The sequence below is a fragment of the Bradyrhizobium sp. INPA03-11B genome (assembly GCF_040446015.1).
Classification (GTDB): domain Bacteria; phylum Pseudomonadota; class Alphaproteobacteria; order Rhizobiales; family Xanthobacteraceae; genus Bradyrhizobium; species Bradyrhizobium macuxiense_A.
Map to the genome: position 1 here is coordinate 1 of NZ_JASGSR010000084.1, position 23534 is coordinate 23534.

Consider the following 23534-nt stretch of genomic DNA (forward strand, 5'->3'; position numbering starts at 1 on the left):
GTGTAGGGCTCACGATGTATGTAAAAACATGGCATCGGTATCTCGCAGGTCGGCAGGAGGCCGAAATCTCTCAGTGCGTTGACTAGGACGGTGTCGGCAACCCGGGGGCCGTGGATCCAGCCCGCGCCGACTCTCGTTCCGATATCGGGTAAATTTGGTCTCTGGTAATAACCTCCTGAACCCCCTGAGGCGGGTCGTATGTCCGCAGGCCGAGCAGACGACGAAGGCCCGACTTCATTCATCGGCTCAACTCGAAGCTGGGGTTGCAGCGCTAGCTCCCTGTATCCAGGGGTAAGAATAATGTTTTCGCCTTCGGGATTGTTCGGGGTCACGACCCCTCGCCCTGGCCACACTGCCGCGACATACCGCATCCCATTGATAAGCACCCTTCGCGGCCGCAATAGCATCGGCAGGAGGTGGCTCTTGCGCAATTCCGCAATCAGTATGTCCGGGGCGGCGCCGCCCCTCCAATCCGAGAGGACGCAAGCTCCGAAATCACGCTCTGGCATCCCAATCCAGGCGTTAGCTGCAGACCTCTCGCGATCTGACGGGATGGCGGGCGCCAGCGGCAATGACGATAGCGCACCTTCGAAGCCCTGAAACATCGCACCGCGCGCGCGGGCCCAGTTCTCGATTTCAAAATCCCGAAGCATCTCTCGCAAGTTCAAGAGACGGTTGCGAAACCCGCCGATCGCGGATACCTCGCGCCCAATATAGTCGGCTGCATAGGCTCGTACGTCGGTGTCCAAAGAGGCAAGCGCAATCCGGTCGGCCATCGGGGGCCTGTTGGTCTCGCGGATCCATTCGAGAAAATCGTGCATATCGCCTGCGGCAATGTCGGCGCCCCGGGAGCGGCGGTCCGAGAGCTTCTCGGTAAGCCAGTTCCAGAAGTCCTGATAAAGCTGCCTATCCTCCTCATACGGGCCGGGGCCCTGATTGAAGCCGCCGCTGCTGCCACGATCGCTTCTGCCACTTTCGCTGCTGCCATCCTTGTAGTCCAGCGGTAACGAGGATGGCCCCCCTCCATCGAAGCCCTGAAACATCACACGCCTCTCTCGAGCCCAGTTCCAGAAATCGAGGTCTCGAAGCATGTCTTTCAAGTTCAAGAGACGATTACGAAGCCCGCCAATCACAGGTACCTCGCGCCCAATATAGTCGGCTGCATAGGCCCGCACATCGATATCCAACGAGGGCAACGCAATTCGATCGGCCATCGGGGGCCTGTTGGTCTCGTGGATCCACTGGAGGAAATCGTACATATCGCCCGCGGCATTGTCGGCGCCGTCGGAGCGGTGGTCCGGAAGCTTCCAAGTGAGCCAATTCCAGAAGTCCTCATAAAGCTGTTTATCCACCTCATAGGGTCCAGGCCCCTCATTGGAGCCGCTGCTGCTGTCACTCATGCGAACCTCCGGTGATAAATCCGATTGCAGCGTCAACGCGCGCTCGCTTGATCTGCAGCGTGCAGGCCGCGGGAGCCTGCTTGCAGCCAGTTGGTCCCAATTTGCATCCGGCCATGCGATCTACCCCGGTTCGGCCCGTTCCATCCTCCAACAGCTCTCAGAGCGTAAGCCGGCAGCGCCACATATGCTGCGAGGACGTGGTGATCTTGCTCATCTTTAGTTCCCCGAGACTCGTTCGCGGCATTGCTCATAAAGTTGTCTCGTCGCCGGCATAAGCCATTTCATCTCCGGCCCGACTCTTGTCCGGTACCTGACAGTCAGGTTGGGAACAACTGCAGTCATTCCGTCGAAACTGACTGTCCAGAAACCTGATTGATAGCTTTGATGAAGAGGCCCGATTGGCACGACCGTTGCTATTGAAAAGGCAGCGCAACACTGATCGGCTGAGTGCACGTCGAAATCCTTCCCTTCAAACCGTATGTTCCGCCTCTAAGAGAAACCCTGCGTATCCGCACCTGTGGGCTCAGGAAAAACAGTCCTTGTCCTTCTTGCGCAACAGGCGCGCAAGCTACGATCGGCTTCATCCATGCCTATGAGAAAGTAATGCCGCCGCTGAACCAATACGATGCTCGACTATCGACAGATGCTGGTAGGCTGACGGTGATGAAATGCATCTCAGACTCGGAGCTATCGGAGGCAACGCTGGATCCTTGGGCGGCAACGCAAAACACGCGTTCGCTGTCAAAAAGCGGCTTTGCGGGACGCGGGCTTGGTTGCCAGTCTCAAATTCCAGACCACGCTGGTGCGCTCGCAACTCGTATTCGACGCTATCGGCTTCACGATCATCCACACCAGCACCGATGGCGTCGACATCGGTTCAGTGTTTGGATCCAGCATTCCCGGCGCGGTCGGCCAACGATGATATGCAACGCATAGCAACGGCAATTTGTCATCCGTTGCCAGCACAATGGCGGGTTCAGACTTTGTCCTCGATTGCCGCGATCGCGTTGAGGCCGTCGAGGAGTTTGTCCAAGGTCCCGGTCGCCCGTCCTGGGTTTGCCGGTTCTGCGGACCGCATGCTGTCGTAAAGCGAGTAGGGAGGTAAGATATGATTTTAGCATTCAGTGCCGCCGGACTCGGGGAACGCCCTTCTCTCAGCGACACCTGTGGCAGACGTTGTTGTCACTGCCGAAGCTTGACTTGGTACACCGATGAACGACAGCTCCAACCTCAGTATTAGCCTCGACATTCACAGCAAGCCCAGCATTGAGCTCGACGTGCAAGGATTCGAGGGCACAGAGTGCATTTCCCTGCCGTTCAGTTATGTGATTTACGCCACGACATCGAGCGATGTCGATACCGGCGCTTTGATCGGCGAATGCGCCAAGCTGACCGTCAAAACTGCGTGCGGGCGATGGATGACCTCGGGCCTCTGTGCCCAGGTCGAGGAACTGGACCCAACGGTAACTGGACTGCGAGTGCTCCAGTTCGTTCTGCGCCCCCGCTTTGCGGTCGCCGAGCTCTCCGTCGCGAGCCGCATTTATGGCCCTGGCCAACCGATGGGCGTCGATGACATCATTAAGGAGCAGCTCAACACGGCGAGCATCAGCATTCCCGCCGAATACAATCTTGATCGCTATCCCAAGCGAAGTTATGTCGTGCAGTACAATGAAAGCGATCTGAGCTTCATTTCGCGCCTTTGCGAGCGGAACGGGATTTTCTATTTCTTCAAGCAAGAAGACGGCGGTGAGACCGTTGTCTTCGGCGACAAGAATCTGGCCTTTCCCAGCGTTAGGTTCGGCGCCTGGCCTGCGATTCGTTATGCGCACCAGCGCGACCGCAAGGTATCGCGAGGCGTCGACGAAAGCGCCGTTCTGTCGTTCCGGCAGCGCCGCGTGCTCTCGACAAAGACCATTACGCTCCGCGATTACAACGAAACGGTGCCTTCCGTCGTGTCTGTCGATCAGCAGGTTGGACAAGGCAGCGGCTTTTTGGGCAAGGCCTCACGGTTCGGCGGGCATTTGACCAGTGAAGCAGAGGCGACCACGCTGGCGCGGATCCGTGCCGAGCAGGTGGGCGCCAGCCAGACGATGTACATCGCCCTCAGCGACGCGCCGGAGCTACGCGCTGGCGTCATTTTCAAGCTGCGGGGCCATCCCCGTTTTGATGGCAAATATCTCGTTGTCGCCGCGGATCACTCGGCCTATCGGCCCGCGCCGGCCGGGTTCCGCGCGTTCGCGCAGAACGGGCGAGCCTATCAAAATATGGTCCATTGTATCCGGTCGGACGTGCCTTACCGTCCGGTCGCTATGACGCCTGCACCACTTGGCGCCGGCCTCCACACCGCCAGGGTCGATGGAGAAGCGTGGAACGGGCGGGCCGAGATCGACGATCAGGGCCGCTACAAGCTGCAGTTCACGTTCGCCGACGAACTGGCGAAGGGGCATGGCAGCGGCTATGTGCGGAAGCTCGAGCCTTACGCAGGTCCGAATCAAACCGGTTTGCAATTTCCGTTAGTTCCCGGAACCGAAGTTCTGGTCGGCTACATGAACGGTGACATTGACCGGCCCTTGGTGATCGGAGCGGTCCACAATCCCGATATGAAGGCAGGAGTGACCTCCGACACGCATGTGTTCAATCGCATCACATCGCAATCTGGCACTAAGATCGAGATTTGCGATGGGCCTGCGATTGTTTCTCATGATGGCGCCTCATGACCGTCTGGAGGCCCGCAACTCACGAAATCGACCCGCTGGTAGAAGCGATCGCCAATACGGCGCGCGCGACGATCCTGCCGACAGCGTCGATCAATATACCGCCGCAGTCTGCCGATGGCATTCATTCGCAACGCCTTCGTGACGGAAGAGAATTGCGCCTCTGCCTGTCCACGAAGTACCTGGAGCAAGGACAACGAGCATTTTGCACGGTGCTTGTCTACGCGCTGCACGGAAATGCCTTAGTCGATAGCTTCATGGGTTACCGTGTGACGGGGCAGGCTGTGCTCGACGTTGCCACGCGTGCCTTTCTCGATGTCGAGTGTCGATTGGACCCAGTCGGCCCTGTTGAGCCGTGACGGATAGCGTCCCGACGCGACGATGTGATCGCGTGATGGTGTCGGCGCGTGGACATCTCTAGTGCTGTTATCGACGATCAGATCCGGAGAAATACTCGCAGCATCACGCCTCGGATGCGCACGGCTCTTGGCACGAATGTTGCGATATGGATCGTGCCGGTATGTGCCGGCGCATCGAAAGTCTTGGAGACGAAAGTGTCACTTGAAGCCTACATGACAATCAAGGGGAAGAAACAGGGCGACATCTCCAAAGATGCCTCCAAGCCGGACAGCATCGGGCAGGTCGCCAAGGGTGATTCGGGTAAGCAATCGAAGATCACCGTCGTCGCCTTCACCAGCGGCATCGTCGTTCCGCGCGACATGACGAGCGGGGTCGCCACGGGCGCGCGCAACCACCAGCCGGTACTCTTCACCAAATTTTTTGATCGCTCCTCGCCGCTGCTATGGCAGGCGCTGGCCACCAACGAAGTGCTCGAACAGGTGGTCTGCGAGTTCTACCGCACCGATCCGGGGGGCATGCCGCAGCCGCAGAACTTCTTCAAAATAACCTGGAAGAACGCGACGTTGATCGAGGGCAAGGCCTATGTGCCGCTCACGATTAATCCGCAGAACAACTTCTTCCAGAACATGGAAGATTGGTCCTTCACCTACAAGGAAGTCAAATGGGAGCACGTTCCTGGCAGCACCAGCGGAGAGGATAAATGGTGACAACGCCATAGTCGTCGCGCCGTCGCGGTTCTGCGACGCCACCGCGGCACTTCTAAAATCAGAAGGGCGCCGACCTGGTCCCAAACATCATCCCGTAGATGTGGGCACATAGAGCACATTTGACGCGGTCATCGCAGGACTGAGGGGGGGCATGCTGGGTGCGCTTCAATTGGATGATGCGGAGCGATGCTAAGACAGGCTGGTTGTTCTGCAGGAACACAACGCCTCGGAAAGGCATTGGCGCGGCCAAGTTAGTTGGCGCATTGAGGTAGACGGACGGGCAGGCACCGGCTCATTTGCCTGCCGATTAGACCCAATCGTCCGACGCGTAAGCGCGGATGCGCGACAAGGCAACACCAGTTCATTTGGCGGCTTTAGAACCTTGCGGGATATCAAATCGGTCGTGGTTCGGATCCGATACTCCGCAATTTGTAGCCGATCGGGATGCGAAGATCTTACTTGCCGAGTCGGGCAATGGGCCTTGGTTGAGGAGGAGATGTGAAGTGGGAACGCCGTCTTGACGGCTTTTCGGCAATAAACAGCCAGATCTTTCATGGCATAGCCAAGGCCTAAACTGCGATGATTGCGTGCCATGAAGCGGGTCATTCACTTGCTGACTTGCGTTCACGAGTTTGGCGGGCCGTCGGCGGACACGCCGAGGATCTGAGTTCGATGAGCGCATTTCACGAGGCCGGACATTCACTTGCGGCCCTTCGCTCACGGATTTGGCGAATCGTCGGTGGACAGGCCGAGGCGCCGAGTGCGATGCTTGCGCTTCCCGAAGACGGACTATCACTTGCTGAGCTTTATTCGCGGAGGATGGCCACTCCAACGGGAAGAAGACCTGCACTGCCATCGCTCGGACGGGGGGAGCACGGTGGAAACGGCGGCAAAGACGGGGGGAGGGGCGAACCAAAGTTTGCGCGCGCGGTGAAATACGGATTGTGTCTCGCCGGCGCAGGCTACGCCTATGACGAGGTCGCAAACGACTTCTTCCTTTCGACCACCTCGCTGCACGATGGCAAGAAAGGTTTCACCGGCAACGAACGGCTCAGGTTGGCCCAGGCCGAGGCGAGGGAATATTCGACGCGATATCACGCTGCCAGCCCTGAAGAACAGCGCCTGAACGAGCGTCCCCTCAATCCAATCCGTACTTGTGGCAACAATCTGTTCGTAAAGATGATCGACTACCGGGCGGCGACTTACGTGCACGTTGCTCGCCTGGTGGATTCCAAGCAAGCGCACGAGTCCCTCGCGTTGAACCTGGCCTGCATGAAGGGCCATCTCGTGAAGGACGAGTGCGTGGCCAAGTATGGCCCACCGAAGGTGCCTAAGGATCCAGATCTGACGAGGAGTCCGCTCTACGATAGAAAGAACAAGTACGCGCTAACGGGTGTACTTAACGAAGAAACTGGCGCTTACGGCTACACCTCCAGATCGGTCACTCGACCCTTCGTGAACAAGGGCGTGCAGCACTTCCGTAATGCCCTCCAGAGTGAGAAGGGGCTGACTTTCAAGCAGTGCACCGAGAAGTTCGAGGCGCTGATCTGCAAGGACTGCGGCCTTGGCGAGGACGCCCAGTTCGCAGCTGGCCAGGCCATCTTAAACTTCAGGCAGGTCTATGCTGATAACGCGCATTGGGGACATGCCGAGAAAGTCGTGATGCAGATGCTGTCCAAGCAGGGATTACTTTCGGTTGCAGAAACTGACAGAATCGATGCGTCTCTCATGTTCGAGGATCCGAACAAGAACCTGTTCAAGCGCAACAGAAGCTGGATTGGGCCTAGGCTACACCAACTCGACATTTGGCTTACCGAGATGCGGTCGGGCCGTGATTCCGTGCTAGGCAAGAACCTGAACCACCGCGAGATCAAGGACACGAAGAATCTGCCTGTCGCGCACTTCAAGTTGAACGAGCGGGGCAATGGATTCGAGGATTGCTCCGGAATGGGCGACTCGTTCACTTGCGTCAACGCCGTCGCCTGCATCAATCACGCTCGCTTAATGAGTGGCCAGCCGCGCCTCTCAAGGGAGGACGTCATAGTCATCATCGCGTGCCTTAACGCCGTATACGACGATACAACGTCAATACGGCATACGCTCCACGAGGTAGCGCGCGGCTGCTTTGCCGGAGCCGGTTACACGATCGAAGATGCCGATGAGTTCTATGAGGAAGTCTGTCGCAAGGCAGCGCAGGAGTACTACGGTGGCAGGAATCTCTCCAGGCGGAGGTGATGCCCTAAGTTGTCGATAACCAGAGTGGCGCTCACGACCGATGAGTTTGCGCTTTGCGCGAAAGGGGGTGACGATCCTCTCCGCCTTTCGCTGGGACCAGCCTGAGGAGCCAATTTTGGCGCCGGAGCGAGACGGTCTGGTCCGATGGACGTCTGCCTTTGCCTCCCGCGCCAAGCCGCGGAAAGTCATAAGCGTCGCCGAGCGGCGTAACCCAGGGGCTTGTGCCCTTGTGAGAGTTTGGCTAGATCGCAAGGATTCATTTAGGAGTTCTGCGATGGCAATTGGTACTGTGAAATGGTTCAACCCTACCAAAGGTTATGGCTTCATCACGCCGGATGATGGTGGCCCCGACGTCTTCGTACACATGCGTGCCGTTGAAAAGGCTGGCTACCCGGATCTCGCTGAGGGAGCGAAGATCAGCTACGAACTGAAGACCGGCAGCGCCGGTAAAGCCTCTGCTGAGAACCTGCGGATTGGGTAAGGTCGCCCTTGCGCAGAGGCGTGCTGGAGGATACCGCCCGTCATGGCCGCGGTGTCCCAGTCTCAAGCGATCAGGATGCAGACGCGATCGGAGGCCCGTTCAGATCATGGTAATCGAGCAGCGCGGTCTCCTCGCGTAATCGCGACCCGAAGAGACCGCGCTTGCGCAAGACGGAACATGAGGTTCGGCGCGGTCCGGCGCAGCACTAGCCCTTATGGTGGCGGCCGCGCGCCGCCACCATAATCAAGCCCACGAAGGGTACAAGGAGTCCTCGCGTTCAAGGCGCAACTCCGGCAATTTCGCGATTGAAGCAGCTTGCAGACACGCGGTGCGTTTTGAATGACCTCCGAGGGACGAGCATGTTCTTCGGCTTACGAAGACGAGGCGCGCTGTCGCTCAGATTTGCGAACTTTCAAGGCGCGGCGTTTCATCGTCGCCGTCAGTTTCTTTGTTCCTGGTTTGTTGGGCGCAACGCGGAGTACGCTGCCGGCCCCCGAAACAAATTGACCACCCTTGTCTATTCGTTTCATGCAGTTCTCCAATTAAATAGCCTTATGCCGAACCTGGATGTCGAAGTAGCCGCAAGGACTAACCGCTAGCGAAAAAGCACATCCGTCGCTGTCCCATTCTGTCTTTCCATCATCGCATTATGTGCCTTACCGCAAACGAAAAGCAGGGACAAGCTTCCGGGGGACACACATCAAGCTTTGTACGATCCGGGCAGATGGGGCACCATGTCCGTGCGCACCGCTTTGATGTTTAATCTCGGCGCCAATGCAAGATGTCCTAGGCGATCGATAATTCTTTCGATGACGCATAGCTCGATGATCCATGATTAAACGACTGGGTGCAATAGGCCTGTACTGCAGCCGGTGATTATCTCATTGAAACGAGCAACGCCGGCGGGGAGAATTTCGACAATGCTGATTGGCGCATTCTCCAAGGCGGTCAAATCGGATCTCGCAAGTGTCGTGCTTTCCGGACCTGCCGACCTGGAAGGTCCCCGACGAATAACCTTCTGCGCCTGCCTGTTCGTTCAACAGCATCTCATTCAATGAGTCGCCCCTCTCGCGATCTGACGAAGGCGGCAACCTGAATCATCGGCATTCGTACGAAGCGTACAAAGTTCGTGCGACTTAGGCCGATAATCCAACCGGCCGTGCCGAGATTGTCCTAGCCGCGCGCGCCAAGCAGTATAGATAGAGCGGAGATGCTTGGCCTTACGAAGTCGAGTGGGCATGAAGCACAAAGTACGCTTGGAGATTATTGTGGCGAAGAACGAACTCGTGTTCGAGATCGATGACACTAAAACAGTTGACCAAAATATTTGTGCACTCTCGATCGCGCTCAAAGGGATCGACGATCCACTGGCAGGCGTCCTGTCAGATGCACTTTCGAAGCTCAGCCTGGACATCGCTCTCGATCAAGATGCGATCCTTGATGCATTGTACCTAGCGACTGCGCCGGTCGAACCGCAACAAATGCCTTCCGAAGAAGGCGCTGCCCAATGAGCGGCTGGTATCTTCAGAAGGTCTCTATCGAAGGCTTTCGCGGCATCAACAACGAGGGTGCACCCCTTGTCCTCAAACTCAAGCCGGATTGCGTCAACTCGATCTCCGCGCCGAATGGGGTTGGGAAGACATCTATTTTTGATGCGGTGGTCTACGCGATTACGGGCCGCATTCCCAAGCTGGACGATCTGCCTGCGACCGAAAAGGGCTCGTGCTATTATCTCAATCGCTTCCATGCGGGTGGTGTGGGAACGATCATCCTGACCCTTGTGCCGGCTAATGGCGGCGCCGAGGTCGATGTGACCGTTCGGCGCGATGCCGCTGGGGCGCGAACTGTTGTGGCCAGCGCAGGTGCGGACGGAAATGCGATCCTGGCGGACCTCAATCGCGAGTTCGTTCTGCTCGACGGAAAGACATTTCAGGACTTTATCGATCTTGCGCCGCAAAGGCGCGGCCGATCGTTCGCCGGACTGCTGGGCTTGAAACGCTATTCATCGCTGCGGCAGGGGTTGGCGTCGCTGGCAAATACCAAGGCGTTTAACAATCACTTCGCCGTCGGCGGCAAGGAGGCCAAGCAGAACAGCGCGCACGTCCGCCTCCAGCGAGCCCGGGCCAACGTCAAGGAGGCTTTCACTGCCCTGGTCGCTGAAGAGTACGATCCGGCAGAAGCCGAAGCAACGATGCTTGCGAAGGCGCATTCCGCCCTCAGTGGCATCGAACTGCTCAAGCCGCTCTGCGAGGGCCGGACGTTCGAGGAAATCGACCCCTCAAAGTGTGTCGATGCAGCGAAAGCTGCCGAAGGAGGTGAGGCGAGGGCAGAACTTACGAAAATCCTGCGCGATGAGGCAAGGTGGTCGGAGGCCCTGAAAGCCGCGCCCAGCGAAGAGGATGCCAAGCGCCTGGTGGAACTGGCCGATGCTCGCGACACCGCCTTAAAGCTCACCCAAGGAGATCTGTTCCGCCAGCTCTACGGTGTAAGCGAAATCATCCTCGCAGATGACAGTTGGGGGGATAAATGTGCCTGCCCGACGTGTGATCGATCTGACACCGGTTCGGTTCTCGATCATGTTCGCCAGAAGAACGCGGCGTTTGAGGCGGTGGAGGCAGCTTCGGCCAATCTGACGCAAGAATGGACCGAAAAAGGCTGGAATCAGCTCGATGAATTAGAACGGTTAGGCTGCCAAGCAGAAGAGCAAGCCAAGCTCGCCGAGGCAAGGGACGTCGGACTGAAGGGCGCGCTCGACGGCGCGCAGGCACGCGCTGTCACCGAATGGCTGAAGACCCTAACTGATCGCGCGGTCGCCAAGGTCAAAGACCTCACGGATGACAAGGTCGCCCTGGAGAAGAGCCTTCCCGACAAGCTTACCGCTGTCGTGGAGAAAGCCGAGGCCGCACGCCGGCTGCAGAGCAATTTGTCGGACTTGCGCGCTGCCTTGAGCGACCAATCTGCAATCGCTGCGGAGCTTGCGCGCATTGCCCGGGTGAAGGCATTCCTTGACGCGGCCAGCTCATGCTTCGCCCGTGCCGAGTCCGCCGCAAGCGCGCGCCGGCTCGCCGCGATCGAACCCGTCACGCGAAAAATCTTCGCGGCGATCATGTACACCGATGTCGTGCCAGCCCTCAAAAAGCGGGCGGGCAGCGAAGATCTTTCCATCTCTCTCGCACAGTTCTGGACACTACCGGACATCTCAGCTCAAGCGGTCCTCTCCGAGAGCTATCGGAACGCCTTCGCGATCAGCGTCTATTTGGCGGCCGCTTCGCTCTATGGCGGGGGCGCCAGGTTTCTGATTCTCGATGACGTAACATCCAGCTTTGATTCCGGGCATCAATTCCACCTGATGAACGTGATCAAAGGACAATTTGCGCGCCCTGGCGTCCCCGATGGCCCGCAGGTCATTCTGCTCAGCCACGATACCGTCCTGGAGAAGCTATTCAACACGAATGCCAAAGATGGCGGCTGGTGGCATCAATGCATCCAGGGCACCGCACGGACATCGGTGCTGCCGCAATCGGGCGCAATCCATAGGATCCGCGATGCGACGCGCGCCCTTCTTGATACCGGAAACACCGATGATGCGGCCCCCCGCATCAGACAGTACCTCGAGTTCAAACTCGAGGAGGTGATCTCAAGGGTCGGTATTCCCGTGCCTATCGGCATTGCCTTCAATGATGATAAGCATATGGCGAAAAACCTGATAGACGCGATCAAGGCAGCCGTCGACCTTCACGATGCGGCTGGGCGCTTGGTCTTGGAGCCGGCCCAGCTCGCCGGTCTCGGTACCTCGGTTGCGACGATAGTGAGCAACTATCTAGCTCACTGGTCGACCGGACAGACCCACGCCTTCACGGCCCCCTCGCTTAAGGGCGTCATGCAAGCGATTGAAAATTTCGCCGCTTGTTTTCAATTCGAACATCCGGCAGGCTCGGGTCACTACCGCTATTACCGCTCTCTTGGCCAAAGAACCTGAGATCGGTGCGACGTTCCGAGCCCGCTGTAAGGTCACTCAGGGGGGCTCGCTATGACATCGACCATTGGGAATAGTGCGTCCTCGTCGCGACCGCGAGCTGTTCGACCGATCAAGCTCTGGCCCGGCGAGGCAATCCGGTCGCGCCGTGAGCATCCGGCACGCGTCTCGCAGTGTCATTCGTTCGAAGCGATCGTCATGGTGCCGATCGGTTCTGGCTCTCGTTGCGGATCAAGCTAAATCCTGCCAGTTTTGAACGCTCCACTGCGATCGTTCAGGGGTAGATCGCACGCCGGCGACAATGACCAGGCGCAGTTCTTCGCCAGGATTTTGCGAGGTTAAGCGGGTGTCGCCGGCTGGTGTTGACGCCGAACAGCGGAGGCTGGCAGCTGACCGCATGAATTCGATCATCGAGCGGTCATGATAGCCAACATGCCGACACGATGTGTCGGCGTGCGCGATTGCCAGCTCATCCGTTGCGTGTTCGTGCACGGCGATCACGACTGACGATCTTGAGGAATTGGTCGCTACGTGTTCGCGCCAAGGTCTGCACGTGCGCAAGCGAACGCTCGGGACGGCCTGCCAGGACTTAGAAAAATATCGAGGTAGAGACCAACAAATTCAGAGCATGTCCCGTTTCGCGGGTATGTATAATGCTTGTCGGCTTGTTGATGTAAGTCAATCCTACGCTTGCATATATCCCCGGTGCCAAATGCGCAGTATAGGTTCCTGAGATCGCTGTGCTGTCACGATGTACGAGATGCCCCTTGGTTAAGGCGGCATCCACCGCAAAGTTGCTCCAGACGGTGTTGGTGGCAACAAGAGCAATCTGATCGCTGGGCCGGCCGTCGAACAGCCCTTTCGCGTATAGACGAAGCTCGTAATATTGACTGACTCTATTTAGGTCAGGCGGAGCGTACGTGACAGAGAGTCCGCCATAGATCCCGCGGGTTGCCGAGCCCTGGACGTCGGACTGCCAGAGTTGTCGATCAGCAGCGACATAGTAGACGTTGTTCGCGTTGGTTCTCGGCTGCGTCGGATGCTGCAAATTCGTGTAGCTGCTATCGTTGAAGCCGATGCCAACCCGTAACCAAGTCTCGGGTAAGCCCGGAGCAGCTTTGCGCTTGCAGCCGGTTTCATCGAGCCAAAGAATGCCCGCATTGGCCGTGCTCCAGTCCAGGCCGGTCGGGTTTTCGGTTATCTGCGCATATTGGCCATCTGGACTGAGTGAGCGCTGGATCGAGAACTTGTTATATATGTGATCATCAAAATTGTACTTCAGGTTGAGAGCCGGCGTGGGCGCTGCATTGTTGCTCATGCCGGCTTGAAACAGGATGTTCGACGAGGGGCCCAAAACGCTTGCTCCAGCGCTGCCTCCGACCACGGTGCCCGCGAACTCATTTTGGTTTCGGAGGTAACCCATTTTGAGTTCGAGTTTGCCGCCGAAGAATGTCTGGTAGTAGGCAATTGTATTGATGCCAAGCCTATCGGGGCCACCAGGCTTCCATGTCCAATATTGCTGCTCAGCGCCCACGATGATCTGGCCATCGGCAATTCCAAAGCGGCTGAGATCGTAGGTTACGATCATGAAATTGACGGAACCGAACGTCGGATTCTGCCCCATGTATAATTGATTGGCGATGCTGGTTCTGGCTGCGCCTGGCAGTTGATTATTCACGAGGCTGTTTACTGTGCCGCCAACATAACCGATGCCGACGTCTGCCAGCGCGGATCTAACGCCGTCTTTATCCTGATCTATCGTATCGGCAGGACCCGGTATATTGAGCCACATACCTTTTTCGCGGAGAGTTTCGAACTTTGCGAATGGATCGGCTGTTTTTTGAGTTCTGTTCGTTGCAACTGCATTAGCGCTGTTGCACTTTGTGGGAGGCATGCTGGAAAGTCGTGCGAGCGCCGAGGGACCGGAAGGACACGCTGCTTGTTTGAGCTGGCTGCGTTGGAGTTTCGGGGCCAGATCCTTTTGACCTCTTCTTTTGGCATCCTTATCCGCAGTGTCGCTGCTCGGGGTGAGCAGGCTGGTGGTTTGTGCCAGTGTCGAATTGCTGGCGAGACTCGCTGCGAGCGAAAGCGCGACCAAAAACTCTCTTCGCTTTGGAGTTGATCGGAGAATGGAAACGGGGGCTGCGACCGAGCATATCCGAATCGAAATCGCCACAACAAAGCGAGCATGCATAGTGAACTCCGCGACCGTATTTGCTGGCCTTGAATGGATTGCGCTCCGGCCTGATTGGCCCCAGAGCTGACCCTCTCTTTGACGTCTGAGCGCGGCTGCCGTCACGCTTGAGAGCAACCGGCTTGTCTATCCCAGCGAGATCCGCTCGGCCGTTGCGGGCTTCGTCACCAACGGGCGCGCCATGACATCGTCGGCGGCGTACGTGTCGGACAGCGACCCAGACAGCTTTGAAACCTGCGCGCTCGGCGAGCGGGACCGAAAGTCCATCATGGACTTCCGTGAGAAAGGCGAGGTCGCGGTGCGGGCAGACCTGACCGTTGCAGGCGACGAGTTAGCACATCCATCAGGTCCATTGGCGTGGCCGGATCTATCTTGCATCCCGAATTCCTTGACGTGTGAGCCACGCAACGTTCGTTGACGACGATTGCCACGCGTCCGTCATCTCCATCAATTGCCAGGGTTGGTAGTTGACTGGGGCGCCGATGCGCCATCGCGGATTGCGCTGCTCGGGCGAGCACAGGTCGCCACCTTGACGAACTCTGGAGGTGCTTTTCGTCATTGCAGGCCGAGCGTCAGGACTCGTGAGCGACGCCGCCGCTCAGCGTTTCACGCGCCTATCTCTAAAAGGTCATTAGGCCGCGACGTTGTCGTCTGCATCGCAAGCGTCGTTCTCGGGCGAGGGTTTTGAGGAGGCCACATCGATCCGGGGAGGAAATTGGTCGAGTTCAAGTTCCGGACCGCCACCATCCTCGTTAGTCCGCCGGGGATTTTAGGTGAGAGGACCGACATCATTGATTTTTCCAGGTTTACGCCGACCAGCGCACTGGGCCGAATCAGCCTGACTTCGGCGAAAATCACCGTGAACGACCTGTCATTGGCTTGGCATAGCTGACCACGGTTGCTTTCAACGGCGGAAGCTAGGATTCGAGAAGGCCGGAATTGCTCGCATTCGGGCAGACCATGCAAGATAATCTGCACGGTTCGTTTGAATGACGACAAAATGCTGCGCCACCGCCAGTGAAGACAAGAACTATTGCTTCGCGGTGGCGCTATGATGTAGAGGCGGTCGTGTGCAAAATATCTCGTTGCGCTGCTCACTAAGCGTTGCCTTATGAGAGCTGATGACCAGACGATCGGACGACGTTGCGGACGACAATATTGCTGACCGTCATGGTTCGCGGCAACGCTTGATCATCTTGGGGTGCCGCCTCGACGAGAAAAGCCAATCCGGACCGGGGGCGTCGGACGAGGGATGATGGAGATGATGGATCAAGCGGCCGCTTCGGATTTGCCGCCGGTCTTGCAAAGGTCGTCAAGACGCGTGCCGTGGGGTTTAGCGCTGATGGTTCTTCTCCTCGGCCTGTGCGCTGCAGGAGCCTATTTCTGGACAACCGTCGCAGAATTTGTCGAGACGGCGACGGCCCATGAAGTCGCCCCAATGCCGGGTTTGTCATCGGACGACAGGGCGGCTCTGTCTGAGGTTCAATCGGTACAACAGAAGGCGAGCGATCAGATCGCGGAGCTAAATCGCAGTTTCGATGCTCAGCGGGCCGACTTAAAACGACTCTCGGATCAAATCGCAGCCCTGACTTTACGAATAGACTCGTTGCAGAATCCGGTACCCTCGGCTTCGCCTCCTCCCGTTCCTCCTTCACCGCAAGCCCACGCCGTTTCGAACCCCGCCAAGAAGCTCCTGCGGCCGGCCAAACCAGCAGGGGCGGTTTCCGTCGGGGGCGCGCCACTCATCCTTGGACCAAAGACTGACGAGCCCAGGTGACGTCCCTACAGGCCTAGTCCAGCCCTACCGGTTGCCGTTCGACGGGTAGGCCGCTTTTCGCAGGCGGCCTTCGGTTACGAGACCCTAATCTTGCGGGGGCGCCGGTGTTCCCAACGAGACTTCGCCGGATCGCCGCCATCATTGCGGTAGCCGACGGCAATCTGGGTCCCGATTTCGCAGAACCAGTTCTACAGATCTAGGCGCAGCCGCTGAACAGCGAAAATCCGCTGCGCCACGCTTGAAATTGAGCTGGCTAGTTTTGGCGCCACATCTATGCATCTCGTGGATGCCCGCACGATGGCGAACGCGCTCCCGGCAGCTGATGCCGTGCCGTCGCGCGTGCAATGACCTGGAAGCTCAGACCTGCACCACCACACGTCACAGAACCGTTGTCGGAAATCTCGCCAAGCCGCTCGTGCCTCCTGCGATCTACGGGCTTGCGACAGGCGGTGATGCTTTTGGATCCGCTTACGCTGGTTGGCTCCGCTAATAGGGTTTGCGGTCGAGGTGGGCGTCGAATGCAGCAGCAACGGCGCGAAGCAAGAAGCGGTGCTCCTGCCTCAGGCGGATGAAGCCGTTTTGGATGTCCACTATTCCGTCCTCGGCGAGCATCGTCAATCGTTCAGCTGAATCGAGAAAAGAGAGCGGATCAAATCCGTGGGCGGTACAGATCGCCGACACGTCGGCCTCCAAATCGCACATCAGCCGCTCGATGATTGCGGCTCGAACGCGGTCTTCGCTAGTGAGACGGTACCCCTTTGACGTCGCCAAACGGCCGGCTCTAATGTGCTGGCTGTAGGAACCCGTTACGACTTCGTTCTGGACGTAACCGTTACCGAGACGGCCGATGGCCGACGGGCCCAAGCCGATCACGGTATTACAGGTGTCGGCTGAGTAACCCAAGGAGTTGCGCCGCAGGCGACCGGTTTTTTGCGCCAGCGAGAGTTCGTCGTTTGGCAAGGCGAAATGGTCGAGCCCGATTGGCTGGTAGCCGGCAGCGACCAGCTTATCGGCCACGGCCGCAGCCTGTTGGGCGCGGGTCGCGTAGTCCGGTAGCGCCGCCTCATCGATCAGGCGCTGTCGTTTCATATATGAAGGAACGTGCGCATAGCCGAAAACCGCAAGCCGGTCGGGACGCATGGCCACCGCCGTCGTCGCGGACTCGACACAGGACTGCACCGTTTGATGTGGAAGGCCGAAGATGAGGTCGAAGTTGATGCGGCCTATTCCATGCTGGCGCAGATTTTCGATGGCAGCCGCCGTCTGCGCCTCACTCTGGACGCGGTTGATCGCTTTTTGAACGATAGGATCGAAGCTTTGCACACCCAGGCTCGCGCGGTTCACGCCGGCTGCTCCCAAGGCTTCGGCCATCTCCACCGTAAACGTGCGCGGGTCGATCTCGACTGCGATCGTAGTGGTTTTCCTAAGTGCGAAGCGGCGGCGCAAAACTTCCATCAGGGCCATAAACTCCGCGGGCTTGATGAGGGTCGGCGTGCCGCCGCCAAAGTGCACGTCACTCACAGGCAGATCTTTCGGCGCCTGCTCCGCTACCAAACGAATCTCTTCACGCAGCACCGCCAAATAATCGTGGATCGGCGCATTCCGGCGAGTGAAAGTCGTTGGGAAGCCGCAATACCAGCAGATCGAGCGACAGAACGGAATGTGGAGATAGAGCGACACGGCGTCGCCAGCTGGCAATTCCCTTAGCCATTTCTCACAAGTCTCGGCGCCGACAACCGCGGAGAACTCCGGTACAGTTGGATAGATGGTGTACCAAGGCAGGCGGGCATCGTAATGCTTTTCCAGGATTGAGATCTGCAATGGTTACGGCCCCATGCCTTTATCAGCATGACGCTGACCGCTGCGGCCGCCTGTGTCGTTGCGCTATGTCAATTGGTCCGCTTTAGCCGGGAAATACGCCATCCCGTCGACGTTGCTAAGGTGACCGATATCGTTTTCGTGTGCCGTCAGAATCGATAGCGTCCGAGAAAGGAGGTTATCTAAAGCTGCATTCATCAACCGGGCCGGTCCAAGCTGCTCCAGAGGTATTTGACCTGGTTTCAGTCGAAAAGCTGATGCGGATGCTCGCGGCTTTCGACCAGGCCCCGGCGCTCTCTAGCCCCCGTCGGGGCACTTCTGATCGTTTGTGCCGCCACCAAATGCACAACGCCGCCCGCTTGAAATACACGCGGACGGCGCTGCCTCTAGCCCCAGGAGGGATGTGGCAAAATCCTGATGAAGATAAGTTTGCACGAGGCGCGCAAAGGTTTCATGGCCAGTCGCCTCCGTAAGACTACGGTATTCCAAGCAGTGTTCGGCTTAGCTCAACCCGCCGTCAATTGCCGTAAAGTTCCGCTGACCCGCACGGGCTGGTTTGGCTCCAGCGGCAGTACGGCATCCAGCAAATCCCCAATGGCCCAGACCCGCTCAGCAACGCCGAGCGCAACCGACGCGCGCGCCAAGGCGCATGATGATGTAGCGATGAACGCTGGTGATCCGTTCCTGCAGGTCCTCACAGCAATGCGATTCAATCCCCTTGAGCTTCGGCGGGAAAATTCAGGTATCAATTGTCAGAGCGGGTACGCGGTCATGAGATCGGGTTGGGTCCGATCAGTCTCCGTGCAGGAGGTTGCCAACTGAGGCGGCCTTACGAGGAGTGTAGTTCTGTCAGGTTGGTGGCCGTAGCTCCCGTGACGTCAGCCACTTCGTCATCCGGCAGGCTGCTTCAGCCTGCCGCGCCCGGCGAATAAGCCGGTCGCGCTCAACTCCTGGAGGGGTTCCACGGGCCTCTTTGCGCAGGCGTTCAGCTTCCGCACAGGCGTTCTTGTCGACGGGATCAATTTGCGTGGAAAGATGGAGCTCGGTCATGTGCTCCCTCTCATATTGTGCAGCCGCGAGCGCGTTCGGTCTCAGCGACCGACGCCTACGGGCAGAGCCTTCGCCGGGGACATTGGAACAATGGTCCCGTCCAGAGAGGGTTGCAAGGAACTTCTGATCCGCGAGATCACGGTGAGAACACTTAGGGACCGGTCACATTTGTTGCGAGGGAAACATTTGTGGGGGTCTGAGTAGTCCTACCGGGAATACCGACTAAGGCACGGTTTCCGTTCGCTTAATCCGAACTAAGACACTCCAAAACTTAGGACACTGGGGCTTAAAATATGGACAGCATCGGAAGTCAGCTGCTGTCCCCTTATTCGGCACTCACAGACGGGAACTAGGACACCGCTATGGACTTACATAGTCCAAGGCTGCTCCCATGTTCAAACTGGATCACTTGGATGCAGTGGACTACGGCTTCCTTGGCTTTGCGAGGCGTCGCGCTCATCCTCAGCGTCGGTTGGCTGCTGACGGGGTGACAAGCCCAATCCTCGCCACGGCCTTTAACCTAAAATAAACTTTGAGCGGGACACGCGTGGGTTGTTCCTCTAGCATGCTTTCGCGTTTCCCTCGGCCCCTTCTGGGGAGGCGCATCTCCAAGGAGACGGCTCCGGCGCGCCCGCTGGGGCCGTTTTTGTTGAGGTGGCCCGCTCCGGCGCTATCGCGCATCGGAAGCTGAATAGCTCCCGCTCGAAAAAGACGCCTCGTGCACCATCAGCTCCGTGTGGACGCCCTGGAATCGGCTGTGACGGTTGGCACATGCAGACATGTTGTGGCCCATCCTATTCCTTCCCTCTTCAATTACCCGGAAATCGCGTTTTACGCGAACGGGCCGGTTTGCCTCCGAGCGAAGGCACCACATCGCGGCATGGTCGTGCGATAACAACACCATGCTTCCGTCGGGTTCGGTCCAGCCGCCGCCGCGGCGGTACAACATGTACAACACAGCCTTTCAGATGGGCTCGCGGGCCGCACGCAGCAGGGCCTCAAGCCGTCGCCGACCTTCATTGATCGCTCCAGCCCAGTCACCGTGCCCTGCCTGCATGACGACTTCGAATGACGGGTACCACAATGGCTTTCTGCCGGCCTGGGCCCAATACCACGGATAACCGCGCGGCACGAAGACCACGCCGGGAACGCCGAGCGCCCCGGCGATATGGATGGCGAAGCTGTCGGGCCCAATCACCGCATCTAGATTGGCGATCGCTGCTATCAAGTCCGCGGGGCACTCGATATGCACGCCGGCATCGATCGGGCGGCTCCATCGCCTCATGTCATGTCGTCGCACGTCGGCCATCAAACTCACCGGCGTACCGGAATGAGGAACCACGGCGGCGACCTGCTCCATCGATAGGCCGAGAGCGCCGCCCTCCCATACGATCCCCACCAGAGGCCTTGCGAACGTGGCCAGGGCATCCCGCCACTTGGCGAAGAGCTCGACCTCGGGTCGCAGGTAGGGAATGCCATCGGCAACGTTCCGCGTGTCGGTCGACAGAATACCTAATAACGATTGCAGGGGTGTAGCTGGGAGCTCAGACCCCGGCTCGTCGAAAATGACCTGTTCGGCCAGGCCGGTAAGAACAGCCCGGTAACGCGGCTCCGCGACGACGTGCACATTTTGCTGGCTAGACAGCCGACGCAATAGACGAAGGAGCGCTACGAATTCGAGGGCGCCCGTCGCCGGCGGCACGAGGATCCGCGTCACCGGCGCCAAGTCCACCGGTGTGGGCGTCGGGAAGCGACCGAGCGACAGTGCAAGTGCAGTCTCCAGAGACCTCGCTGATTCGTCGTCCGGTCGCGTATGCGCGACGTGGCTGGCAAGCGTGAGGGCTTCATCAAACCGGCCGACGAATTGCAGAATGCTTGCCAGCGCAAGCACCGCGGATGGATGCGATTTGTGTGCACGTACGAACTGTGTGAGCTCCGCAATTGCCCGATCCTCCTGGCCATTGGCAATCATGACGCGGGCCAGGATTTCGCGCGCGCCGAGATGGACGGGTGCAGAGGCAAGCAATCTCCTGCAGGTGGTCTCCGCTTCCGCCCAAAGCCCGTTCGCGGCACGGCAATAAGCCAGATGCGAGAGCCCCGCTATGTCGAGTGGCGCCCGTAGGTGCGCGCGTTCCGCAAAGTTGAGCGCCTCGTCGAAGCAGCCGCGCGCAAGCAAGAGCACCGACAAATTGCGCAGCGTGTCGGGATCGTTCGGGGCAAGCTCCAGGGCGCGAAGCAGGGCGGTCTCGGCCGACGGGTAATCGCGCAAGGCGAGATCAATGGTGCCGAGTTGAAGGAGGGCGCGCGAATTGTCTGGCTCGTCTTGGACAACCTCTACTGTGATCGCGCGGGCCTCCGCAACGTCGCCGCGACGTTCCAGGGCATGAGCCAGCGCGACTTTGATCTCCTGTTTGCGCGGGGCGAGTGCCGCTGCGCGCTTGAGGCAAATAACCGCCTCGTCAAGGCGGCCGAGCATTTCGTGGGCGATACCGAGGTTAGCAGCAAGGCCGGCGTGATCGGGGTGGCCGGTCGCCGCCTCCGCCAACAGATCGAACGCCAATTCAGTGCGCTGCCGCGCGAGCGCTAGTGTGGCCTTTGTATTGAGCGTATCAGGATCGCTTGTGGCAACGGCCGCCTCGAGCAGCGCCTCCGCTTCATCGAGGCGGCCGACCGCAATGAATTTCTGCGCCGTTGTAAGCCGGTCTTGTTGGGTCGGAGCCGGCATGCTCGTGGACAGCATGCGCGTTATGCAACCGTCACGCGTTTGCCGTCGAGGCGGAGATCCTCGCTCACCGCGATGACCTTACTATGGGCCGTTTCGGAGGCGATCCCGGTGACCTTAATAGCTTGGGTTTCGGTCTGCAACGAGTCGATACGTTCGATCACCGCGACACGCTCGACCGCCTTTATCGTAAGCGAATCGGCGCTCGCTTCCTGGATGCCAGCCGAGCTCCGTAAACGGTCCGCGATCAAAGTGTAGAGCTTGCCGATCCAAGTCCCCTTGTTCGCGAGCACGGCAAACAGCTTAGCCTGCAGATCGATGCTATCGGCGCGCAATGATATGCGCTGGCGAGCGGCGATGGTGATGGTCTCGCCATCGATCGACATTCTGCGATCCCCCGGTAGACCGACCGTGCCCCAACTGGAATCCGTTCGCTCGAGCACGGTCAAGACGAAGGCCTGCTCCGCCACGCTGAACAGCAGAACCACGTCTTGAGCAATAGGCCGGACCAGGCAGCCAACAGCCACCGTCGCCGTGTGACGAGCGCCAGCGACGTCGACCTCCACCGCCGTGCCATCGTCGTTGACCGACACGACACGGGCAGTGTGATGACCAGGCTCAAGCAAGCGCTCGGCCATCGCCAGGACGTCGGTGTTTGTGGCACGGAACGTCATCGTCATTCCTGCTCTCCAGCTCCCTACATGAAAATGATTGACTTCTTTTGTATGACTTCCTCATTGCCGGTGCTCGACATGATCTCCGCTTCTCGCCTCACAATCTTGTGCTCCTCGGTGCGTAACTGTCCCTTGCTCAGTTCTTCTTCAACTACGGACACGCTGGTTTTGCAGACCTTGCCGTCGCGGCCGACCCGCTTGAAGTCGTCAACCGGCGCGAGTTTGAAATCGCTAGTTCTGAGGATCTTGGTGTCACTATCAGCCGACTTGTAATCGGGTCCAAAGACAGACTTGGTCGAATTGCCGATCACGTGCTTGATGTCGTTGCCTTTGACAAACTCGATTTTGTTGCCGATGGTTACAGAGATCATATCGCTGAGATTGACCGAACGTTCGCGGGAGACTTTGAACGTGAACGATTCTCCGAAGAACAGGCACACGCTACGGGCCATCGTCAGTGTGGTGACTGCGCCTTTCATGCAGGTGAATCTGGTTCCCTGGAAGAACTCCTTGGTGTTACCCATCGTCTGCTTTTCCGTGTCGCCGCCGTTGGTCTCCGACTTGTGGCTTTTGTTGATCACCTTGATGCGGTTCGAGGCCGTCAAAGTGATGTCGGCGGGCGTCCCGTTAGCGCCAGCGGTGATTGATACCCCATTTTCAGCGGCGATCTCATAGGTGCCTTTAGCGACCGTATGATGGGAGTTGCCGTTCGTGACCTCCGTGGTCTGACCGCTACCGATTTTCATCAGTGCCGCGCCTTCGACATTTGCCTGCAAGTCCTGATTGGTGAAGGCAAGTATGCCGGCATTGTCGCTTCCCTGCTTGCTGGTTGCAGTCGGGCTTTCGTCAACAGTCGTCGTCAGTCCGGTGACAATGTTTGCCTCCTCGCTCGAATAGGCGCCAAGACGCAGATAGGTTGACTTCGTCAGCGGAGAGATCGGCGTCTCTGGAACGACTAGTCGCGTGAAGGCATTTGGCATAGTGGAGGCTCCCTGATCATATGACCCTGTGCGCCTTAGCGTAGCGCCATCAAGCGGATTTGAGAGGGCGATATCGAAAATCCGAACGCATTCGGGCTCGCACCGTTCTGCTTTGTCGGCATCCCCATTTTGGTTGCCGGTGCCCCCCCGATGGACAAATTGTCCGATCCGGCCTTGGCGCGGCCAGGACCCATGACAAGCCCAGACATGACGCCGAGGGCCACACCCGCGTTGTCACCCATTGATGTCGCGCGCTCGGTCGTCATGTTGTGTGCAGGCATGCACATGATAAGGCAACGAGACTGCGTGGGAATGGCCATCGTGTTCATTGTGATATTTGGATAGGGGACGGGCACGACGGCCGGACCGGATGGTGTGTTGCAGACGTCGGGAAAGCCGAGATCCTGGGCCGGCATCGGGCCATTTGCATTGACAAAGGGCATCGT

20 protein-coding genes and 1 pseudogene are annotated in these 23534 nt (G+C 58.5%); 11 read left to right on the forward strand and 10 right to left on the reverse strand.

The window, feature by feature from the left end:
• A pseudogene (locus QMZ05_RS28390) lies at positions 1–1400 on the reverse strand (hypothetical protein); the annotation flags it as partial.
• 769 nt (positions 1401–2169) lie between these two features.
• On the opposite strand from QMZ05_RS28390, the gene QMZ05_RS28395 reads away from it, so the two are divergent.
• The 6 genes from QMZ05_RS28395 (at position 2170) to QMZ05_RS28420 (ending at position 7897) form a co-directional block, all read left to right on the forward strand.
• Positions 2170–2322: a hypothetical protein gene (locus QMZ05_RS28395; protein ID WP_353703759.1), complete on the forward strand. Its 153-nt coding sequence runs from the start codon at positions 2170–2172 to the stop codon at positions 2320–2322.
• Between the two features lie 289 nt (positions 2323–2611).
• Positions 2612–4117: a type VI secretion system tip protein TssI/VgrG gene (gene tssI, locus QMZ05_RS28400; protein WP_353703760.1), complete on the forward strand. Its 1506-nt coding sequence runs from the start codon at positions 2612–2614 to the stop codon at positions 4115–4117.
• Positions 4114–4473, forward strand: a complete 360-nt coding sequence (locus QMZ05_RS28405) for a hypothetical protein (protein WP_353703761.1) — start codon at positions 4114–4116, stop codon at positions 4471–4473. The genes tssI and QMZ05_RS28405 overlap by 4 nt, the downstream gene beginning before the upstream one ends.
• A gap of 48 nt (positions 4474–4521) precedes the next feature.
• Positions 4522–5181 (forward strand): Hcp family type VI secretion system effector, encoded by a 660-nt coding sequence (locus QMZ05_RS28410; protein WP_353703762.1) that lies wholly within the window; start codon positions 4522–4524, stop codon positions 5179–5181.
• Between the two features lie 672 nt (positions 5182–5853).
• The gene (xopAG, locus tag QMZ05_RS28415; RefSeq protein WP_353703763.1) at positions 5854–7416 is read left to right on the forward strand and encodes a XopAG/AvrGf1 family type III secretion system effector; all 1563 of its coding nucleotides are present in this window, start codon (positions 5854–5856) and stop codon (positions 7414–7416) included.
• Between the two features lie 274 nt (positions 7417–7690).
• Entirely contained in the window at positions 7691–7897 is a 207-nt protein-coding gene (locus tag QMZ05_RS28420; protein ID WP_353703764.1) for a cold-shock protein, read from the forward strand.
• A 371-nt stretch (positions 7898–8268) separates the two neighbouring features.
• Here the strand turns inward: QMZ05_RS28420 and QMZ05_RS28425 are convergent, their stop codons facing one another.
• A complete protein-coding gene (locus QMZ05_RS28425; RefSeq protein ID WP_353703765.1) occupies positions 8269–8427 on the reverse strand; it encodes a hypothetical protein in 159 nt (52 codons plus the stop codon).
• A gap of 708 nt (positions 8428–9135) precedes the next feature.
• On the opposite strand from QMZ05_RS28425, the gene QMZ05_RS28430 reads away from it, so the two are divergent.
• Positions 9136–9408, forward strand: coding sequence for a hypothetical protein (locus QMZ05_RS28430; RefSeq protein ID WP_353703766.1), 273 nt, complete (start codon positions 9136–9138; stop codon positions 9406–9408).
• Positions 9405–11876, forward strand: coding sequence for an AAA family ATPase (locus QMZ05_RS28435; protein WP_353703767.1), 2472 nt, complete (start codon positions 9405–9407; stop codon positions 11874–11876). Before QMZ05_RS28430 ends, QMZ05_RS28435 begins: the two co-directional genes overlap by 4 nt.
• Positions 11877–12104: 228 nt before the next feature.
• Here the strand turns inward: QMZ05_RS28435 and QMZ05_RS28440 are convergent, their stop codons facing one another.
• Together QMZ05_RS28440 and QMZ05_RS28445 are read right to left on the reverse strand one after the other, a co-directional pair.
• Positions 12105–12374, reverse strand: coding sequence for a hypothetical protein (locus QMZ05_RS28440; RefSeq protein WP_353703768.1), 270 nt, complete (start codon positions 12372–12374; stop codon positions 12105–12107).
• 88 nt (positions 12375–12462) lie between these two features.
• Positions 12463–13971: a carbohydrate porin gene (locus QMZ05_RS28445; RefSeq protein ID WP_353703769.1), complete on the reverse strand. Its 1509-nt coding sequence runs from the start codon at positions 13969–13971 to the stop codon at positions 12463–12465.
• 811 nt (positions 13972–14782) lie between these two features.
• Between QMZ05_RS28445 and QMZ05_RS28450 the strand changes: the two genes are divergently transcribed.
• Positions 14783–14959 (forward strand): hypothetical protein, encoded by a 177-nt coding sequence (locus QMZ05_RS28450; protein WP_353703770.1) that lies wholly within the window; start codon positions 14783–14785, stop codon positions 14957–14959.
• Between the two features lie 360 nt (positions 14960–15319).
• Positions 15320–15844: a hypothetical protein gene (locus QMZ05_RS28455; protein ID WP_353703771.1), complete on the forward strand. Its 525-nt coding sequence runs from the start codon at positions 15320–15322 to the stop codon at positions 15842–15844.
• A 486-nt stretch (positions 15845–16330) separates the two neighbouring features.
• Here the strand turns inward: QMZ05_RS28455 and hemN are convergent, their stop codons facing one another.
• Positions 16331–17665: an oxygen-independent coproporphyrinogen III oxidase gene (gene hemN, locus QMZ05_RS28460; RefSeq protein WP_353703772.1), complete on the reverse strand. Its 1335-nt coding sequence runs from the start codon at positions 17663–17665 to the stop codon at positions 16331–16333.
• Positions 17666–18079: 414 nt separating this feature from the next.
• Here hemN and QMZ05_RS28465 point away from each other — a divergent pair, with 414 nt between their 5' ends.
• Positions 18080–18484: a hypothetical protein gene (locus tag QMZ05_RS28465; protein WP_353703773.1), complete on the forward strand. Its 405-nt coding sequence runs from the start codon at positions 18080–18082 to the stop codon at positions 18482–18484.
• Between the two features lie 27 nt (positions 18485–18511).
• Here the strand turns inward: QMZ05_RS28465 and QMZ05_RS28470 are convergent, their stop codons facing one another.
• The 5 genes from QMZ05_RS28470 to QMZ05_RS28490 all read right to left on the reverse strand — a co-directional run bounded on the left by QMZ05_RS28470 (position 18512) and on the right by QMZ05_RS28490 (position 23531).
• The gene (locus QMZ05_RS28470; RefSeq protein ID WP_353703774.1) at positions 18512–18712 is read right to left on the reverse strand and encodes a hypothetical protein; all 201 of its coding nucleotides are present in this window, start codon (positions 18710–18712) and stop codon (positions 18512–18514) included.
• Positions 18713–19676: 964 nt separating this feature from the next.
• Positions 19677–21452 (reverse strand): tetratricopeptide repeat protein, encoded by a 1776-nt coding sequence (locus QMZ05_RS28475; RefSeq protein ID WP_353703775.1) that lies wholly within the window; start codon positions 21450–21452, stop codon positions 19677–19679.
• Between the two features lie 5 nt (positions 21453–21457).
• A complete protein-coding gene (locus tag QMZ05_RS28480; RefSeq protein WP_353703776.1) occupies positions 21458–22114 on the reverse strand; it encodes a DUF3540 domain-containing protein in 657 nt (218 codons plus the stop codon).
• Positions 22115–22131: 17 nt separating this feature from the next.
• Positions 22132–23088 (reverse strand): hypothetical protein, encoded by a 957-nt coding sequence (locus QMZ05_RS28485; RefSeq protein ID WP_353703777.1) that lies wholly within the window; start codon positions 23086–23088, stop codon positions 22132–22134.
• Between the two features lie 35 nt (positions 23089–23123).
• On the reverse strand, positions 23124–23531 hold the full coding sequence (locus QMZ05_RS28490) for a DUF4150 domain-containing protein (protein WP_353703778.1): 408 nt from the start codon (positions 23529–23531) through the stop codon (positions 23124–23126).
• Positions 23532–23534: the final 3 nt, after the last annotated feature.

Bases quoted from the DNA above. Each gene is read 5' to 3' on its own strand.
- tssI (WP_353703760.1), top strand. From the start codon at position 2,612: ATGAACGACAGCTCCAACCTCAGTATTAGCCTCGACATTCACAGCAAG.
- QMZ05_RS28405 (WP_353703761.1), top strand. From the start codon at position 4,114: ATGACCGTCTGGAGGCCCGCAACTCACGAAATCGACCCGCTGGTAGAA.
- xopAG (WP_353703763.1), top strand. From the start codon at position 5,854: ATGAGCGCATTTCACGAGGCCGGACATTCACTTGCGGCCCTTCGCTCA.
- QMZ05_RS28420 (WP_353703764.1), top strand. From the start codon at position 7,691: ATGGCAATTGGTACTGTGAAATGGTTCAACCCTACCAAAGGTTATGGC.
- QMZ05_RS28425 (WP_353703765.1), bottom strand. From the start codon at position 8,427: ATGAAACGAATAGACAAGGGTGGTCAATTTGTTTCGGGGGCCGGCAGC.
- QMZ05_RS28430 (WP_353703766.1), top strand. From the start codon at position 9,136: ATGAAGCACAAAGTACGCTTGGAGATTATTGTGGCGAAGAACGAACTC.
- QMZ05_RS28435 (WP_353703767.1), top strand. From the start codon at position 9,405: ATGAGCGGCTGGTATCTTCAGAAGGTCTCTATCGAAGGCTTTCGCGGC.
- QMZ05_RS28455 (WP_353703771.1), top strand. From the start codon at position 15,320: ATGATGGAGATGATGGATCAAGCGGCCGCTTCGGATTTGCCGCCGGTC.
- QMZ05_RS28465 (WP_353703773.1), top strand. From the start codon at position 18,080: ATGAAGATAAGTTTGCACGAGGCGCGCAAAGGTTTCATGGCCAGTCGC.
- QMZ05_RS28470 (WP_353703774.1), bottom strand. From the start codon at position 18,712: ATGACCGAGCTCCATCTTTCCACGCAAATTGATCCCGTCGACAAGAAC.
- QMZ05_RS28475 (WP_353703775.1), bottom strand. From the start codon at position 21,452: ATGCTGTCCACGAGCATGCCGGCTCCGACCCAACAAGACCGGCTTACA.
- QMZ05_RS28480 (WP_353703776.1), bottom strand. From the start codon at position 22,114: ATGACGATGACGTTCCGTGCCACAAACACCGACGTCCTGGCGATGGCC.
- QMZ05_RS28485 (WP_353703777.1), bottom strand. From the start codon at position 23,088: ATGCCAAATGCCTTCACGCGACTAGTCGTTCCAGAGACGCCGATCTCT.
- QMZ05_RS28490 (WP_353703778.1), bottom strand. From the start codon at position 23,531: ATGCCCTTTGTCAATGCAAATGGCCCGATGCCGGCCCAGGATCTCGGC.